We start from the raw sequence: 18,065 nt of genomic DNA on the forward strand, positions 1-18,065 counted from the left end.
CCCTTTGGGTTTACATGGATATAATGTCCTGTGGTCAGGGTTTGCAGTATTCGATACGTCAAAGCGCAGGAACATTGGATCCACTTGCGGTATAACCCTCGGACGCTTTAGTTCTCCGAGGCCCCGTTTTTCATGCAAAGCCCTTTGCAACGTCCGCTGTGGCAGGTCTACCTGATCTTTCTGGCACCAATGGTGCTGTCGAACTTCCTGCAAAGTTTTTCTGGCACGCTCAACGGCATCTATGTCGGGCAAATGCTCGGCACCCAGGCGTTGGCAGCGGTGTCGGGGATGTTTCCCATCGTGTTTTTCTTTATCGCACTGGTGATCGGCCTGGGGGCGGGCGCGTCGGTGTTGATCGGCCAGGCCTGGGGTGCCCAGGAAACCGCGATGGTCAAGTCGATTACCGGTGCGACGCTGACCCTCGGCGCGCTGGTGGGCTTGATCGCTGCGGTGCTGGGCAGTCTGTTCGCACGCCCGGCATTGCAGGCATTGGGCACGCCGGTGGATGTGCTCGACGACGCGGTCGGCTATGCCCAGGCAATGATGCTGATCATGCCGTTGTTGCTGGTGTTCATCCTCTATACCCAACTGCTGCGGGGCGTCAGCGACACGATTTCGCCGCTGCTTGCGCTGGTGGTCTCGACCCTGGTCGGCCTGCTGCTGACTCCGGCGCTGATTCGTGGCTGGGTCGGCCTGCCGCCCTTGGGCATCCAGAGCGCGGTGTACGCCGGCCTGGTGGGTAACGCCATGGCGATGCTGTTTTTGATTTTGCGCCTGCGCCATAAACACCACGTGATGGCGCCGGATCGCGAACTGCTCGCGGCCTTGCGCCTGGACCGCGTGATCCTTGGCAAAGTCCTGCGCATCGGCCTGCCCACCGGCTTGCAGATGGTGGTGTTGTCGCTGTCGGAACTGGTCATCCTGGCGCTGGTCAACGGCCACGGTTCCCAGGCCACGGCGGCCTATGGGGCGGTGACGCAGATCGTCAACTACGTGCAATTTCCGGCGCTGTCGATTGCCATCACTGCCTCGATCCTGGGGGCCCAGGCCATTGGCGCCGGGCGCCTGGAACGCATCGGGCCGATCCTGCGTACCGGATTGCTGATCAACACCTGCCTCACCGGTGGCCTGATTGTGCTGGGCTACGTGCTGTCCCACTGGCTGCTGGGGCTGTTCATCACCGACGACGCTGCGCGGGTCAAGGCAGAACACCTGCTGCACATCATGCTCTGGAGCATCCTGGTGTTTGGCTTCCAGGCGGTGATCGGCGGGATCATGCGCGCCAGCGGCGTGGTGCTGATGCCGGTGGCCATCTCGATCTTCTGCGTGCTGTGCGTGGAGTTGCCGATAGCGTACCTGCTCAATGCGCACTTCGGCCTGGAAGGCGTATGGATGGCATTTCCGGTGACCTACCTGGCGATGCTGGGGTTGCAGACCGCTTACTACCGGTTGGTGTGGCGGCATAAACAGATCAAACGGTTGGTATGAACATGGCAAACCCCTACGCCGAGTTATTCCAAATCCCTGGCGCCCGGGCTTTTGTATTGGCAGGCATGCTGGCGCGCATGCCGGTGTCGATGACCGGCATCGGCATTATCACCATGCTCTCCCAGGTACATGGCGGCTACGGCCTGGCAGGTTCGGTGGCGGCGATATTCGCCTTGGCTACCGCGATCTGCGCACCCCAGGTATCACGGCTGGTGGACCGCTACAGCCAGGGCCGGGTGCTGCCGATTGCCGCGTTGATCGGTGGTGGGGCGTTGTTGATGCTGTTGCTGTGCACGCGGTTGCAGGCACCGACCTGGACGCTGTTCCTGTGCGCCGCCCTGGCCGGTTGTATACCGAACATGTCCGCAATGGTGCGGGCGCGCTGGACCGAGTTGTACCGGGGCCAGCCCAAGCTGCAAACCGCGTTTGCCCTGGAGTCGGTGCTCGATGAAGTGTGTTTTATTGTCGGCCCGCCGCTTTCGGTCGGCCTGAGCGTGGTGCTGTTTCCCGAAGCCGGGCCACTGGTGGCCGCGCTGTTGCTGGCGGTGGGCGTGACCACGTTCGTGCTGCAACGGGCGACTGAGCCACCGGTGCACGAGCATCACGATCAGCATGGCGGTTGGCTGATTGCGTCACCTTCGGTACTGATCCTGATGATCCTGCTGCTGGCCATGGGCGTGATTGTCGGTGTGGTGGACGTGGTCAGTGTCGCCTTTGCCCAGCAGCAGGGCCAGCCGGCGGCGGCGAGTATCGTGCTGTCGGTGTACGCCATCGGTTCGTGCCTGGCGGGGCTGGCTTTTGGCACGCTCAAGCTCAAGGCGCCGCTGCCCCGGCAGTTCCTGTTCTGTGGCGTAGCCACGGCCTTGACCACGTTGCCGTTGCTGCTGGTCACGAACATCCCTGGCCTGGCGGTGGCGATCTTTATCTCCGGGCTGTTCTTTGCCCCGACCCTGATCGTGTCGATGGCGCTGGTGGAGCGGATTGTCCCCGCTAGCCGCCTGACCGAAGGCATGACCTGGCTGATCACCGGCCTCAGCATCGGTGTGGCCATCGGCGCCGCCAGCTCCGGTTGGATGATTGACCACATGGGGGCTGCCAGTGGGTTCTGGGTGGCGTTGGCGGCAGGGGCAGTGGTGCTGGGCTCGGCGGTGCTGGGGTATCGGCGGTTGGGCTGAGGTTCACACTTGGTATCGTCCACTGTGTCGGTGCCACTCGTTATTGCCTGCGAGCCAGGCTTTCACGCCTCCCAAAAAACGCTTGAGTGACGGTTGCGCCTGTTTGAGCAAGCGGCGTTCCTTGGCTTCATAGCGATGCACGATATCGTCGTGCATTTGGGCGGTCAGCCACACGCCTTGCTGCAACGAGCAGTGGTGTTCACGGGCCATTAATATAGGCAGGTTGAAGTCGCCTATTTCAGGCACGCTCTCTTTGTGGGCGGAGTACACATCATTGGCAATGATGGTCGCGCTGGCGGCGAGGGTAACGACTTCTCGTACCTGGGCCGCGAAATACGTCTCGGCGTCGAGTTCATAGCCGTCGACCACATCAATCAAGGCCATGCAGGGTAGAAAACTGTTGACCTGTCGGTGTGCCAGGTACTCCCAGATACACGGCAGGCTGTGTTCGATGCGCCATGTGGCTTCGGCATTCATGGTCACGAACATGGCAACGGTCTCCAGCCGCACGCGAGCCATCTGGGACGCTGTGCCGAAGCGAGACAGATGGTTCATATACCCCTTTAGTCCCCGCAACACCGGATCACGTTTCAGCGCCTGCTCGAGTGCCAGGTCATGCGGCGGGTTCAGGTGCGCTCTGTCCAGCGCGGCGAGTGCCAACGACAGGCGTGGGCCCAGTAACCTGGGGTTGGCGCCACTTCTCTCATCATCACAATAGTGATCGTCCACTGCGAACAGCGCAGCGATGCATTTAGCCGAGAGCAACAGGCGGTCCGGGTTGTCGGTGCCGGGGTGGCACAGCATGGCAAATCGGCCGAAATTCGAGGCCCTCACCTGGTCCCATTGACCCTCGAAAATGCCCACTCGCCTGACCCAGGACAGCAACAAGTCGTTGACGTGATTGCCCAGCGCTTCATCCATCCGCACCGGTACGGGGTATTCCAGCTCCGGTATTTGCAGGCGGGCAGGGGCGTCGGGCGATGGGCAGTGGATGTCGTTCATAGCAAGACTCCGAAGTGTCGGTGCCATTGGACGTTACTGCGGACCAAGAAGCAGAAAAGATAAGAGATGACTGATCTGTAAATCTAGAAGGTCTGGCGCCAAACACAACTCGTCCGTTCGGCGCTATCTGGAATCAACCCGCTCATTCAGCCAATCGCGGGGAATGTTTCTGCGCAATGATGTTGCAGAAATTCATTCAGCGCCTGGCGCGTCAAATCATTGAGCGTCACTTTTTTGCGCATCGCTGCCAGGGCGGCCGCCAGGTGCAGGTCATGGCCGACCCGTACATTGAACGAGCCCTTGCACGGTTTTTCGGGTGTTTGCCCGAGGGACTGGCATGTAGCCAGGTAGTCGTCCACTGCCTCATGAAATGCCGCATCCAATTCTGCGACGGTTTTACCTTCATAGCTGACCAGCGCCTTGATGAACAGGATCTTGCCGAACAGGCAGTTGTCTTCGAGGCTGGCTTCGATGGAGCCGATGTAGCCTTTGTAATTGAGTTGGTTGTTCACGGAATCAGTTCTCCTGATCGCAATTGTTCGATGATCTGGCGCCGGATGTAGTGTTTCAGTTCGTTGCCGGGGTGGGGCCTGTGCAAGGTGATCATTGCACTGGGATCGCCGATGTCGAATTTGACGCGGCTTCCGGCTCCTTCAATCTGTGTGTAGCCCAGCCGGTGTAACAGTGTGACGAGTTCGGGCCAGGTGAATATCGTTTGCTCGTTGAGCAATTTGGCGAGCAGCTTTTCATTTTTTGACACGGCGATCCCTGCGTGTAACTAAATGTAGTTGCAAAAATTGGTGTATGTCAATGCTAGCTCGCCTTTGCACGGCTTTCCCGGGATTGATGTAACCCTTGATGACACCGCGCTCCAGCCCCTCCACCCGCAGCTAATTTTTCCCTCCGCGGTTCGTTTTATAGGGACGACGTGCCTTTGTGCTTCCTGCCTATTGCTCCGGACTCCAACAAATGAATGCTGAAGACTCCTTGAAACTTGCTCGCCGGTTTATCGGGTTGCCCCTGGAAAAACGCCAGCTGTTCCTGCAGGCACTGCAGAAAGAAGGGGTGGATTTCTCCCGGTTTCCGATACCGGCAGGAGTGGATGCCGAGGATCGCCAGGCGTTGTCCTATGCGCAGCAGCGCATGTGGTTTCTCTGGCAGTTGGACCCTGCCAGCGGTGCCTACAACCTGCCCGGTGCGGTGCGCCTCAAGGGCGCACTGAACCTGAAAGCGCTGGAGCAGGCGTTCGCCAGCCTGGTGGCGCGGCATGAAACCCTGCGTACAGTGTTCCAGCGCCAAGCGGATGAGCGTCTGTTGCAAGTGGCAGCGGAGCCGATGCTGGCGGTTGACGTCGTGGATTTCAGTGATTTGGCACCGCACGCACGTGAGCAGGCAGTCAATGACGCAGCGACCCGTCAATCGGTGCTGCCTTTCGATCTGGAGCATGGCCCGCTGCTGCGTGTGCAATTGCTCAAGTTGGACGCGCAGGAGCACGTGCTGCTGCTGACCCTGCACCACATCGTCTCCGACGGTTGGTCGATGAACGTGCTGATCGAAGAGTTCATCCGCTGCTACGACGCCCATGAGCGCAACGAAACTCCACAATTGCCGGCACTGCCGATTCAATACAGCGATTACGCCCTGTGGCAACGCCGCTGGCTGGAAGCGGGGGAGCAGGCCCGTCAATTGGCGTACTGGCAGGCGCGCCTGGGCGATGAGCACCCGGTGCTGGAACTGCCGACGGACCACCCGCGCCCGGCCATGCCCAGTTACCAGGGCACCCGCCATAACTTCGCGATTGAGCCGGCACTGGCCGCCCAATTGCGTGCCTGCGCGCAAAAGCACAACGTCACGCTGTTCATGCTGTTGCTCGGTGCCTTCAATGTGCTGCTGCATCGTTACACCGGCCAGGGCGATATTCGCATCGGCGTGCCGATTGCCAACCGTAACCGTGGTGAAGTCGAAGGGCTGATCGGTTTTTTCGTCAATACCCAGGTCCTGCGTACCGAGCTGACCGGGCAAACCCGCGTTGCCGAGTTGCTGCAAGGCATCAAGGAGCACGCCCTCGGCGCCCAGGCCCATCAGGAGCTGCCATTCGAGCGCCTGGTGGAAGCCCTCAAAGTCGAGCGCAGCCTCAGCCATACCCCGCTGTTCCAAGTGATGTACAACCACCAGCCGGTGGTGGCCGACATCGCCTCCGTCAGTACCGCCTCCGGCCTGGAACTCGCGTTGGTGGAGTGGCAAGGTCGCACCACCCAGTTCGACCTGACTCTCGATACTTATGAGAAATCCGGCACGCTGCACGCCGCATTGACCTACGCCAACGACCTGTTCGACGCGCCGTCCATCGCGCGTATGTCCCGGCACTGGATCAGCCTGTTGCAGGCCATGGTTGCCGATGGCGAGCAGCGCATCGGCGAGTTGCCGATGCTGGCTGCCGAAGAGCAGCAGGTCATGGTGCAGGCCTGGAACCAGACCGCGCAGGCGTACCCGACCGAGCGCGGTATTCATCAACTGATCGAAGATCAGGTCCAGGCCACGCCCGATGCTCCGGCGCTGGCCTTCGGCGCTGTCTCCTTGACCTACGGCGAGCTTGACGCCCGCGCCAACCAATTGGCCCATGCCTTGCGCGAACAGGGGGTTGGCCCCGATGTGTTGGTGGGAATCTGCGTCGAGCGTTCCGTGGAAATGGTCATTGGTCTGCTGGCCATTCTCAAGGCCGGCGGCGCCTATGTGCCGCTTGACCCCGAATACCCCCAGGAACGCCTGGCCTACATGATCGAAGACAGCGGCATCCAACTGCTGCTCAGCCAGCACAGCCTGTTGCCGTCGCTGCCCACTGACGGCATTCAGGTGATCGCCCTGGATCATGCACCCGGCTGGCTTGACGGCTACAGCAGCGCCTCGCCCGCAGTCGCCATCCACGGGCTGAACCTGGCCTATGTGATCTACACCTCCGGTTCCACCGGCAAGCCCAAGGGCGCCGGTAACAGCCACCGTGCGCTGGTCAACCGTCTGTGCTGGATGCAGCAAGCCTATGGCCTCGACGCCAGCGATGCGGTACTGCAGAAAACCCCGTTCAGCTTTGACGTCTCGGTCTGGGAGTTCTTCTGGCCGCTGATGACCGGTGCACGCCTGGTGGTCGCGGCCCCTGGCGAACATCGCGAGCCGGCGCGTCTGATCGAGACCATCGGCCAGCACGGCATCACCACCTTGCACTTCGTCCCCTCCATGCTCCAGGCGTTTATCCATGAGCCGGGCGTACAGGGCTGCAACAGCCTCAAGCGCATCGTGTGCAGCGGCGAAGCCTTGCCACTGGATGCGCAACTGCAAGTCTTCGCCAAACTGCCCCTGGCAGGGTTGTTCAACCTCTATGGCCCGACCGAAGCGGCCATTGACGTGACCCACTGGACCTGCGTCGACGAAGGCCGTGACGCCGTACCTATTGGCCGCCCAATCGCCAACCTCGGCACCTATGTGCTCGATGCGCAGCTCAACCCGGTGCCCGCCGGCGTGTCCGGCGAGCTGTACCTGGGCGGCACCGGCCTGGCCCGCAGTTACCACTGCCGTCCGGCGCTGACCGCCGAGCGTTTTGTGCCCAGCCCTTTCGGTGATGGTGCGCGTCTGTACCGTACCGGCGACCGCGTGCGCCAGCGTGACGATGGTGTGATTGACTACCTCGGTCGCCTCGACCATCAGGTCAAGCTGCGCGGCCTGCGCATCGAGTTGGGAGAAATCGAGACGCGCCTGATGCAACACCCAGGCGTGCGTGAGGCAGTAGTGCTGGTGCAGGGCGGCAAGCAGTTGGTGGCCTACCTGGTGCTGGAAGGCGAAGCGCCGACCGACCTCAAGGCCTGGCTGCTCAGCAGCCTGCCGGAATACATGGTGCCTACCCACATGATGCACCTGGCCAAGCTGCCGGTGACCGCCAACGGCAAGCTCGACCGTAAAGCGCTGCCGCTGCCGGACGTTGCGCCGCAGCAGGCGTACAGCGCCCCGGAAAACGCCCTGCAAAAAGCCCTGTCAGCAATCTGGGTCGATGTGCTTGGCGCGGAGCAGGTCGGTCTGGACGACAACTTTTTCGAGCTGGGCGGCGATTCGATCATCTCTATCCAGGTGGTCAGCCGTGCGCGCCAGGCGGGGATTCGTCTCAGCCCGCGCGACCTGTTCCAGTACCAGAGCGTGCGCAGCCTGGCGCTGGTCGCCACCTTTGAGCAGGCCAGCGTTATCGACCAAGGGCCGGTCAGCGGCGAGGTTATCCTGACGCCGGTACAGCACGACTTTTTCGCCGAGGCGATCCCGGCGCGCCACCATTGGAACCAATCCTTGTTGCTGACCCCACGCGAGGCCCTGGACTCGGTGCGCCTTGAAGCGGCGCTGACGCAGCTGATTAACCACCATGACGCCCTGCGCCTGCGCTTTGTGCAACGTCCCGATGGCTGGCAGCAAACCCACGCTGCGCCCGTCTCCGAGCCTGCGCTGTGGCACTCTCATGCCGCCGACGATACGCAACTGGCAGCGCTATGCGACGAAGCCCAGCGCAGCCTCGACCTGACGCAAGGCCCGCTGCTGCGCGCCGCCCTCGTCACCATGGCCGATGGCACCCAGCGCTTGCTGCTGGTGGTGCATCACCTGGTGGTGGATGGGGTTTCATGGCGCATCCTGCTGGAAGACCTGCAACAGGCTTACCGCCAGGCAACGTTGCCGGCCAAGACCAGCGCCTATCAAACCTGGGCGCACCAACTGCACGACCACGCGCAAACCCTCGGCGAACAACTGCCTTACTGGCAGGCGCAGTCCATCGACGCCGAGTTGCCGTGCGACAACCCCCGTGGCGGGCTGCAAAACCGCTTGGGCTGCAAGATTGAAACCCGCCTCAGCGCCGAGCAAACCCGTCATTTGCTGCAAGATGCGCCGGCGGCTTATCGCACTCAGGTCAACGACCTGTTGCTGACGGCGTTGGCGCGGGTAGTCAGCCGTTGGAGCGGGCAGGCTGGGGCGCTGATCCAGCTGGAAGGCCATGGGCGTGAAGACCTGTTCGACGCCGTCGACCTGACCCGCACGGTGGGTTGGTTTACCAGCCTGTTCCCTGTACGTCTGCAGGCGGACGGCGAGCTGTCGAGCGCGATCAAGTCGGTCAAGGAGCAACTGCGTGCCGTGCCCGACAAGGGGCTGGGCTACGGCCTGCTGCGCTATCTGGCTGCGCCTCACGTGCGTGAAGCCCTTTCGGGCCTGGCCGCGCCGCGTATCACGTTCAACTACCTCGGTCAGTTCGATCGCCAGTTCAATGAGTCCGCGTTGTTCGTGCCCGCCACTCAGGGCAGCGGCCAGGCCCAGGACCCCGAAGCGCCGTTGGCCAACTGGTTGACGGTGGAAGGGCAGGTCTATGGCGGCGAACTGGCGCTGCAATGGGGGTTCAGCCGCGAGATGTTCCAGGCGTCGAGCATCCAGCGCCTGGCGGATGATTACGCCGCCGAACTCACCGCCTTGATCCAGCACTGCTGCGAAACGCCCGCCGGGCAGGTGACGCCGTCGGACTTTGCGCTGGCAACCCTGACCCAGCAGCAATTGGATGATTTGCCCGTGGCCGGCCCGGCCATCGCCGATATCTACCCGCTGTCGCCCATGCAGCAAGGCATGCTGTTCCACACCCTGTACGAGCCTGAGGTCCAGGCCTATATCAACCAGTTGCGCCTGGATATTGAAGGCCTTGATCTGCTGAGCTTCGGTCGTGCCTGGCAGGCAGCGTTGGACCGGCATGACATTTTGCGCAGCAGCTTTCACTGGCTCGGCTTGGACAGCGCCCATCAAGTGATCCAGCGCCAGGTCGATTTGCAGTTGCAAGTGATCGAAGCCGCGCATCCTGACCTCGACGCCTTGGCCGATGCCGAGCGTCAGCGCGGTTTTGAGTTGAACACGGCGCCCCTGTTTCGCCTGATGTTGGTGCGCGGTGCCGGTACGGGCTGGCACATGATTTTCACCAGCCATCACATCCTGATGGATGGCTGGAGCAATGCCCAGTTGCTTGGCGAAGTCATTGCCGACTATGCAGGCCACGTTTTGCCCGTGCCGTTGGGACAGTTCCGCGATTACCTGGGTTGGCTGCAGCAGCAAGCCTCGGGTGAAGTGTTCTGGAGGGAAGCCCTGGCACCGTTGCAAGCCCCAACCCTGCTGGCTGAAGCACTGCGCGTGCCGGTCGAAGGGGCGGGCATGGCTGACCATCACACCACCCTGGATAGCCAGTTCACCCGTGCACTCGGCGATTGCGCACGCCAGCACAAAGTCACCCTCAACACCCTCCTGCAAGGCGCCTGGAGCCTCTTGCTGCAACGCTACACCGGTCAGGATTGCGTGGCCTTCGGTGCCACTGTTGCCGGACGTTCGGCGCCGTTGCCGGGTATCGAGCAGCAACTGGGCCTGTTTATCAACACACTGCCGATCATCAGCGCGGCCTCGCCGGCCCAGTCCGCCGCCACTTGGCTCGCTGAGCTGCAAGCGCTGAATCTCAGCCTGCGCGACCATGAACACGTACCGCTTTACGACATCCAGGGCTGGGCCGGTCAACCCGGTGGCGCACTGTTCGACACCTTGCTGGTGTTTGAAAACTTCCCGGTGGCGCAAGCGCTCAAGCAAGGCGCGCCGGCAGGCCTGACCTTCGGCAAGATGCATAACCATGAGCGCACCCACTACCCGTTGACCCTGGGCATCGAGCTGGGGACCGGCTTGCGCCTGGAGTTCAGCTACGACCGGGCGCGGTTCACCGAGCAACAGGTCGCGCAATTGAGCGCCAATCTGCAGCACCTGCTGGTGCAACTGGTGGCGGATACCGAGGTGCCACTGGGCAACCTGCAATTGCTGGACAGCAGCACGCAGGCTTCGCTGCTCGCCATCAGCCAATCCCCTGGCACGCCCCGGCGCCAGGTGCGCGTGCATGAACGCATCGCCGCCCAGGCCCAGGCCACCCCGGATGCGCTGGCGGTGCAGGCAGGCAGTGAACGCTTGAGCTATGCCCAGCTCAATCAGCGGGCCAACCGCCTGGCTCACCGCCTGCTGGAGCAGGGCGTGGGCCCGGGCCAGCGCGTAGGCCTGGTTTCCCGCCGTGGCCCGCAGTTGATCGTCAGCCTGCTGGCGGTGCTAAAAAGCGGCGCGGCCTACGTGCCGCTGGACCCCAATTACCCCGCCGAGCGCCTCAGCTACATGCTGGCAGACAGCCGTCTGAACCTATTGCTCAGCGAGACCGGGTTGCTGGCAGAGCTGCCATTGCCCCATGGGCTCAAACGTGTGGATTTCAGCGCTCAGGGTCAAGAGCTGGCGGGTTACCCGTCGACCAACCCAGCCAACCACGCCACCGCCGCCGACCTCGCCTATGTGATCTACACCTCCGGCTCCACCGGCCAACCCAAGGGTGTGGCCATCGATCATGCTGCACTCGATCAGTTCTGCGACACAGCGGCGGATTACAGTGCGCTGACGCCGGCCGACCGCGTGCTGCAATTTGCGACGTTCAGCTTCGACGGGTTTGTCGAGCAATGCTATCCGCCGCTGTGCGTCGGCGCGGCGCTGATCATGCGCGGCGATGAGCTGTGGGACGCCGGGTTGCTGGCGCGGGAAATCGTCGAGCAGGGCGTGACCCTGGCCGACCTGCCCGCGGCCTATTGGTACTTGCTGGCCAAGGAATGCGCTGTCGATGGCCGCACCCTGGGCAACCTGCGCCAAGTGCATGTCGGCGGCGAATCCATGGCCGTGGAGGGCGTACGTGCCTGGCACGAGGCCGGGTTGGGCAATATTCGTTTGGTGAACACTTATGGCCCGACCGAGGCCACCGTGGTCTCCAGCGTGCATGAATGCCAGCTTGCAGATGCCAATGACGCCTTCGGCATGCCGATCGGGCGGGCTATCGACGGGCGCTCGCTGTACGTGCTGGACAGCGGATTTGAATTGCTGCCCACCTGCGGCGTCGGCGAGCTGTGCATCGGTGCTGCGGCGGGCTTGGCCCAGGGCTACTTCGATCGTCCGGCGCTGACCGCCGAACGCTTCCTGCCGGACCCGTTCTCCGGCGTGCCGGGATCGCGGCTCTACCGCAGCGGCGACCTGGCTCGCTACAACGACAACGCGGCCCTGGAGTACGTGGGCCGCATTGACCATCAAGTGAAGATCCGTGGGTTCCGGATCGAGATGGGGGAAATCGAAGCCTGTCTGCAAGCCATGCCCCAGGTGCGCGAGGCGGCTGTGATTGCGTTGGACGGGCCAACCGGTGCGCAGTTGGTCGCCTATGTCGTGCCCCAGTCGAATGCCCTGGAGGCGCAAGCCTTGACGGCGGCTTTGCGTCAGTCCTTGCCGGACTACATGGTGCCGAGTTTCCTGATGCTGATCGACCTGTTGCCTCTGAGCCCCAACGGCAAGCTCGACCGAAAAGCCTTGCCAAAACCGGATGTCAGCCAACGGCAAAAACACTATGTGGCACCCCGAACGGCCCTGGAAACCCAGGTCGCGCAGGTTTGGCAAAACGTGCTGGGGCTGGAGCAGGTTGGGCTGGACGACCACTTCTTTGAGTTGGGTGGGCATTCGCTGCTGGCCACCCAAGTGGTTGCACGCCTGAAGACGCTGCTGGCCTGCGACCTGACCCTGCGCGACCTGTTTGGTGCGCCGCGATTGGCAGACTTTATCGCGGCAGTGGCCACGCGCACCGGGCAGGACGCGGCACCGGCGCGCAGCCCGTTAGTGGCCCATGGCGAAAAAACCAGCGCGATGCTTTCTCTGGTGCAGCGCCGGCTATGGGTAGTGGAACAGCTGTCGCAGGCCAGTGGCGCCTATGGCATGCCGCTGGCCGTGCGCTTGCGCGGCGAGTTGTCGGTGCCGCTGCTGATCAGCAGCCTGGCACAGGTGATTGCCCGCCACGAAACCCTGCGCACGGCCTACATCACCGACGAGGAGGGTGATCCGCTGGCGGTCATCGCCGCGCACGTGGAGGTCGACTTGCCGGTATTGGACTTGTCGTCTCTGGATCCGGCCGAGCAGCAGCGCCGGGTCGCCACCGCCGTTGAAGCCAATACCCGCCAATCCATCAGCCTGTTGCAGGCGCCCTTGTTGCGTGGACAGGTGCTCAAGCTGGGCCCCACCGAACATGTGCTGCTGTATTCGATGCACCACATCATCTCCGATGGCTGGTCGATGGCGGTGCTGGTCAATGAACTGGTGAGCTTCTACGGCCGGGCGAAGGCGGGGGTGGTTGAGCCGCTGCCTACGCTGCCGATCCAGTACTCCGATTACGCCCTCTGGCAACACCAACTGCAACATACCGGCGTGCTGGCCGCGCAGGCGCGTTACTGGGAGCAGGCACTGGCCGGGCACAGCGGCGTATTGCAATTGCCCACCGACCAGCCGCGCCCCCAGGCGCCGACCCATGAAGGTCGCGACCTAGGCTTCACGCTGCCCGTGGCTTTGCACGAAGGGCTCAAGGCGCTGTCGGCGCGTGCCGGTGTCACGCTGTACAGCACGATGCTGGCCGCGTTCCAGATCCTGCTGCATCGCCTCAGCGGCAGCGATGACGTGCTGGTCGGCGCCGACGTTGCCGGGCGCCAGCAGCCTGAGCTGGAAGGGCTGATCGGTTTCTTCGTGAACATTCTGCCGCTGCGCTCGACCTTTGCGCCGCTGCAACCGTTCAGCGCTTTCCTGGCTAACACCCAAGGCACCGCGCTGGACGCTTTCGATCACCAGGACCTGCCCTTCGACATGATTGTGGAGGCCTCGCCACGCCCGCGCCAACGGGGGTTCAACCCGCTGGTACAGGTGCTGTTCGTCATGAACAACCTGCCGGTGCAGGGTGGCCGGATGGACGGGATCGAGGTTGAAGTGCTGCCGACTCGTGGCGGTTACTCCAAGTTCGATATGGCCCTGTTCATCGACGAGGACGCAGGCGGCGTGCACGGTACCTGGCAGTACGCCAGCGACCTGTTTGAACAACAACGCATCGAGTCCTTCGTCAACGCCTGGACGGGAATTCTTGAACAGATTGTGTGTGATCCGAACATTCAATTAGGGGATATCACCATGCCTAGCAACACTGTTGAACACGCCACGACGCCCGTACCGCCAGCCATCAAGGCCGACAAGCTGGGCAAGTTCCTGAAAAAATCCCAGAGTCGCACCGACAAGCCTGCCGGCGCGCTGATGCGTGAATCGCTGTTGGTCCCCGGACAGGATTTTCCATTGCTGATGGAGCCCACCGATCCGGGCCTGGACCTGGTGGCCTGGATCAAGGACAACCGCGCCCTGGTGGAAGAAAAACTGGCCCGCCATGCGGGGGTTCTGTTCCGTGGATTTGCCCTGCGCGATATTCATGACTTCGAAGCGTTTGCTGAAGCCGTACAGCCGGGCCTCTATGGCCAATACGGCGACTTGCCGAAAAAAGAGGGCGGTAAGAACACCTACCGGTCCACGCCGTACCCCGAAAAGAAAATGATCCTGTTCCATAACGAAAGCTCCCATCAGGACCGCTGGCCGCGCAAGCAGCTGTTCTTCTGCGAGCAGCCATCGCCAATCGGCGGTGCCACGCCGGTGGTGGACTGCCGGCAGATGTACCTCAAGTTGCCGGCGACGATCCGCGAGCGTTTCGAGGACAAGGGGTTGCTGTACGTGCGCACCTTTGCCGACAAGCTGGACGTCTCCTGGCAGCACTTCTTCAAGACCGACGTGCGTGCCGACGTCGAAGCGCGTTGCCGGGCGGCGGGCATCGCCTGGACCTGGCTGGACAACGATGAACTGCAAATCCGCACCCCGTGCCCGGCGATCATCCGGCATCCGGTGACGGGGGAAAAAACCTTCTTCAACCAGGTTCAGTTGCATCACATCTTCTGCCTGGACCCGGACGTGCGCGAAGACTTGCTGGCGCTGTTCGGCGAGCAGCGTATGCCCCGGCACGTGTACTACGGCGATGGCTCGCCGATTGAAGACGAGGTCATGGCCCTGGTGGGCGAGCTGTACGAAGCCTGCGCAGTGCGGTTCGACTGGCACAAGGGCGATGTCATCCTGCTGGACAACATGCTGGCGGCTCACGCGCGGGATCCTTTCGAAGGCCCGCGCAAGATTGTCGTGGCAATGGGCGAAATGATTGAACGCAGCGCGCTGAACGTGGCGCACAGCGAGACCGAAAAGGAAGAGGCCGGAGCATGAGTACTGCACAACAGGGCACCGTGGACGCGGGACTGGCGTTGCTGGTCGAACAGCAACAGCATCTGGACGCCCGGCAACAGGGGACGAGCTGGGGCGATCTGAGCCACTGCGTGAAACTGGATATTCGCGGCGAACTGGACCCGGTGCGCCTGCAACGCGCGCTCGACAGCCTGGCGGTGCGCCACGAAGCATTGAGTGCGCAATTTGCGCCCGTCAGTGGTTATCACGGATTGCGCCAGCGGGTCGCGCCGGCTGAAGCGGTGAGCTTGACCCAGTGGCTCGACGTGGCGTCGCCCCAACAGGTGGTTGCACGCCAACAGCAGTGGTGGCAGCAGCAACAGCCGCTGATCGGCGCGTTGTTACAGCGCCTGGAAACGGACCACTGGCAACTGCTGATAGGCGTGGCGCGTTATGCCGCGGATGCCGGGACCCTGGCCCTGATCCAGCAGGAGTTGGTGGCCGCTTATGGGCAGCAAGGGTTTGAAGAGGACGAACCGGGGCAGTTTTTCCAGTACCTGGAATGGCGCAGCGAGGTGATCTTCGACGAAGACGCAGACACCGCCAAGGCTTACTGGCAGCAGTACCTGCAAGGGCACGAGAGTCTGGTCAACGGGCCAGACTTGCCCTATCGCCTGACCTGCGCAGAAGTCCTGCCGGCAGAACGCTTGAGCGTGCCACTGGATCAATCGCTGTTGGCCCGCCTGCGCACGGCGGGGCTGCCGCTGGACGTGCTGATACACGCCGCCTGGTGGGTGCTGCTGGCACGCATCAGTGGTCGCGACTCTTTCCTGGCGGGCTGGCGGCATGATGCGCGCCAGGACTATGAGTTTTTCAGCCACAGCCTGGGCCTGTTCGAGAAAACCCTGCCGTTGGCGATTCGTATTGATCCGGCCAGCACTTTCCGTGAGCTGGTGACCACCCTTGCCGCACAGTTGGATCAGCACCGCACCTGGCAGGAATACTGGGCACCGTTGTCATTCCCCCAACAGGCCGCGCCTGCGGTCGGTTTTGGCAATCGGTTGGTGTCGGCACCGCTTGAAGTCGCCGGGACGGTCTGGGCGGGCAGCGACCTGCCGGCCCGTTTGCCTGAGTTCGAGTTGGCACTGCAGCTGGAAATCGCCGTGTCGGGCGAACCTCAAGGTTTATCACTGGACTTCACTCCCGCACGCTATTCGGCGCACGCCGTCGAGACGCTGTTGGGCCAGCTGCGCCAGTTGCTCCACAGCATTGCCGACAAACCGGATGAAACCCTTGCGCGTCTGAACCTGCTGGATAACGAGGAAAAGAGCCGGTTGCTGGCGCTGAACCCGCCGGTTCAGGGGATGCAGGCGCTGCAGCTGTTGCCCCAACGTATTGCCGCTTGGGCTGGCCAGACGCCGGATGCCGTGGCGTTGGTCGCGGCGGGCCAGACCCTCAGCTACGCCGAACTGGACGCCCGCACCGCGCAATTGAGTGCCGAATTACTGCGCCAGGGTGTGAGCGCTGGGTCGATTGTGGGCCTGGCGCTGCCGCGCTCGGTAGAACTGTTCGTCGCTATTCTCGCCACCTGGCGTGCGGGCGCAGCCTATCTGCCGCTGGACCCGCAATGGCCAGTGGCGCGCCAGGCTGAAATCGCACGGCACGCCGCCGCGAGCCTGATTCTGGTGGCACACGCGCCGAACCAGGACGATCCGCTGACCTCGTTCAAGCTGCTCAACCTGGGTGCCGCGACCCTGGATGTGCCGGTGGCCCCGGCGGTATCCGTGCAGGCCCATGATGTCGCGTATGTGCTCTTCACCTCTGGCTCCACCGGCCAGCCCAAAGGCGTGGTGATCGAGCATGGCGCGTTGCTCAGCTATGTCGCGAGCAGCAGTCAGCAATTGGGCCTGTCCGCCTGCCGCGATTTTGCCTTCAGTTCCACGGTAGCGGCGGACCTCGGCAACACCACCTTGTTCGGCGCGCTGTACAACGGCGCTACCCTGCACGTCGCGGATGACCTCACCCTGCAAGATCCCCAGGGCTTCGCCGGGTTCCTGCGGGAAAACCGCATCGATTGCCTGAAAATCGTGCCCTCACACCTGGCCGCCTTGCTTGAGGCTGATGCCGCCGTATTACCTGGCACGCTGGTACTGGGCGGTGAAGCCATCGGCGCAAGCCTGGTGCAGCGCATTCGCCAGCTGCGGCCCGACTGCCATGTATTCAACCATTACGGCCCCACCGAAGCGACGGTGGGGGTGATGGTGCATCCGTTACTCCCCGCTGAGGACGTGACCCATGGCGTGCCGCTGACACAGGTGCTCGCCGGCAACCAGGTGTTCGTACTCGGTGCGGACGCACAACTGCTGGCGACGGGGGAACTCGGTGAGTTGTTCATCGGTGGCCGACAGCTGTGCCGAGGCTACTTGCAGGGCGAGGCTGACGCAGACGCGTTTATCCATAGCCCACTGGTGGGCGGCGAGCGCCTTTACCGCACGGGAGACCTGGCCCGTTACCGCGTGGAGGGTGGCGTGCAGTTGTATGGCCGCCGTGATCATCAGGTCAAGGTGCGGGGTTTCCGCATTGAGCTGGCGGAGATAGAGGCGCAGTTGCTGCGGTTGCCCGAGGTCAGTGAGGCCGTGGTGGTGCTGGTGCAGGAGGAGCCGCAAGCGTTCGTGGTCATGCGTGCGGCGACGGCAGAGGACGCAGGGCCTCAATTGAAAAACCAACTGGCTCAGCACCTCCCGGCGGCCATGGTGCCACGCCAGATTGTGAGCCTTGAACGCATGCCGCGCCTGCCAAACGGCAAGGTTGACCGCAAGGCGCTGCAGCACACTCAACCCGTGGTTTCCCAGACGCTGTACGTCGCGCCACGGGATGCGCTCGAAACGCTGTTGTCCACGCGCATGGCCCAATTGGTCGGTTTGGAACGGCTGAGCATCGAGGAGGACTTTTTCGCCGCAGGCGGGCATTCCTTGTTGGTGATCAAGCTCGTGGCAGGTATCCGCAAACTGCTGCAATGCGAGATTCATCCGGGTGTGGTGTTTGATCACCCCAGCGTGGCGGCACTGGCGCGGGTGCTGCGCGAGCGTGAGAGTGTCGCGGGGCAGTTGGAGAAAATCGCCCAGGCGCGTTTGCGCCTGGATGCAATGACCCCTGAAGAGAAAGCGGCGCTTGTGGAGAAGGCCAAGCAGTTGCAAGCGAGCAAGGAGCAGGGATAGGCATGTAAAACGGGGCTGGCAATCAGCCCCGTTGGTTAATGGCGGGAATGCT

Annotated in this window: 7 protein-coding genes; 4 read left to right on the plus strand and 3 right to left on the minus strand. The window is 62.7% G+C overall.

The genetic code is table 11. From position 1 onward, the window contains the following. Positions 1 to 132 precede the first annotated feature (132 nt). Positions 133 to 1,488 (plus strand): MATE family efflux transporter, encoded by a 1,356-nt coding sequence (locus AOA60_RS09620; RefSeq protein ID WP_099584223.1) that lies wholly within the window; start codon positions 133 to 135, stop codon positions 1,486 to 1,488. Positions 1,489 to 1,490: 2 nt separating this feature from the next. After that, positions 1,491 to 2,663 carry an MFS transporter gene (locus AOA60_RS09625; protein ID WP_099584224.1) on the plus strand — a complete coding sequence of 391 codons (1,173 nt, stop codon included), beginning with the start codon at positions 1,491 to 1,493 and terminating at the stop codon, positions 2,661 to 2,663. 3 nt (positions 2,664 to 2,666) lie between these two features. Here AOA60_RS09625 and AOA60_RS09630 read toward each other — a convergent pair whose 3' ends face one another. The 3 genes from AOA60_RS09630 to AOA60_RS09640 form a co-directional block, all read right to left on the minus strand. Continuing rightward, positions 2,667 to 3,665 carry a family 2 encapsulin nanocompartment cargo protein terpene cyclase gene (locus AOA60_RS09630; RefSeq protein ID WP_099584225.1) on the minus strand — a complete coding sequence of 333 codons (999 nt, stop codon included), beginning with the start codon at positions 3,663 to 3,665 and terminating at the stop codon, positions 2,667 to 2,669. Between the two features lie 146 nt (positions 3,666 to 3,811). Continuing rightward, the gene (locus AOA60_RS09635) at positions 3,812 to 4,177 is read right to left on the minus strand and encodes a type II toxin-antitoxin system HicB family antitoxin (protein WP_099584226.1); all 366 of its coding nucleotides are present in this window, start codon (positions 4,175 to 4,177) and stop codon (positions 3,812 to 3,814) included. Then, positions 4,174 to 4,425, minus strand: coding sequence for a type II toxin-antitoxin system HicA family toxin (locus AOA60_RS09640; protein ID WP_099584227.1), 252 nt, complete (start codon positions 4,423 to 4,425; stop codon positions 4,174 to 4,176). The genes AOA60_RS09635 and AOA60_RS09640 overlap by 4 nt, the downstream gene beginning before the upstream one ends. 209 nt (positions 4,426 to 4,634) lie before the next feature. On the opposite strand from AOA60_RS09640, the gene AOA60_RS09645 reads away from it, so the two are divergent. Both AOA60_RS09645 and AOA60_RS09650 read left to right on the plus strand, forming a co-directional pair. Beyond that, the gene (locus AOA60_RS09645) at positions 4,635 to 14,837 is read left to right on the plus strand and encodes a non-ribosomal peptide synthetase (protein WP_099584228.1); all 10,203 of its coding nucleotides are present in this window, start codon (positions 4,635 to 4,637) and stop codon (positions 14,835 to 14,837) included. Further along, on the plus strand, positions 14,834 to 18,013 hold the full coding sequence (locus AOA60_RS09650; RefSeq protein ID WP_099584229.1) for a non-ribosomal peptide synthetase: 3,180 nt from the start codon (positions 14,834 to 14,836) through the stop codon (positions 18,011 to 18,013). Before AOA60_RS09645 ends, AOA60_RS09650 begins: the two co-directional genes overlap by 4 nt. Positions 18,014 to 18,065 lie beyond the last annotated feature (52 nt).

The sequence above is a fragment of the Pseudomonas sp. 2822-17 genome (assembly GCF_002742485.1).
Lineage (GTDB): Bacteria > Pseudomonadota > Gammaproteobacteria > Pseudomonadales > Pseudomonadaceae > Aquipseudomonas > Aquipseudomonas cyclaminis.

Excerpts from the sequence above, each read along its gene's own strand:
- AOA60_RS09620 (WP_099584223.1), top strand. The coding sequence starts at position 133 with ATGCAAAGCCCTTTGCAACGTCCGCTGTGGCAGGTCTACCTGATCTTT.
- AOA60_RS09625 (WP_099584224.1), top strand. The coding sequence starts at position 1,491 with ATGGCAAACCCCTACGCCGAGTTATTCCAAATCCCTGGCGCCCGGGCT.
- AOA60_RS09630 (WP_099584225.1), bottom strand. The coding sequence starts at position 3,665 with ATGAACGACATCCACTGCCCATCGCCCGACGCCCCTGCCCGCCTGCAA.
- AOA60_RS09645 (WP_099584228.1), top strand. The coding sequence starts at position 4,635 with ATGAATGCTGAAGACTCCTTGAAACTTGCTCGCCGGTTTATCGGGTTG.
- AOA60_RS09650 (WP_099584229.1), top strand. The coding sequence starts at position 14,834 with ATGAGTACTGCACAACAGGGCACCGTGGACGCGGGACTGGCGTTGCTG.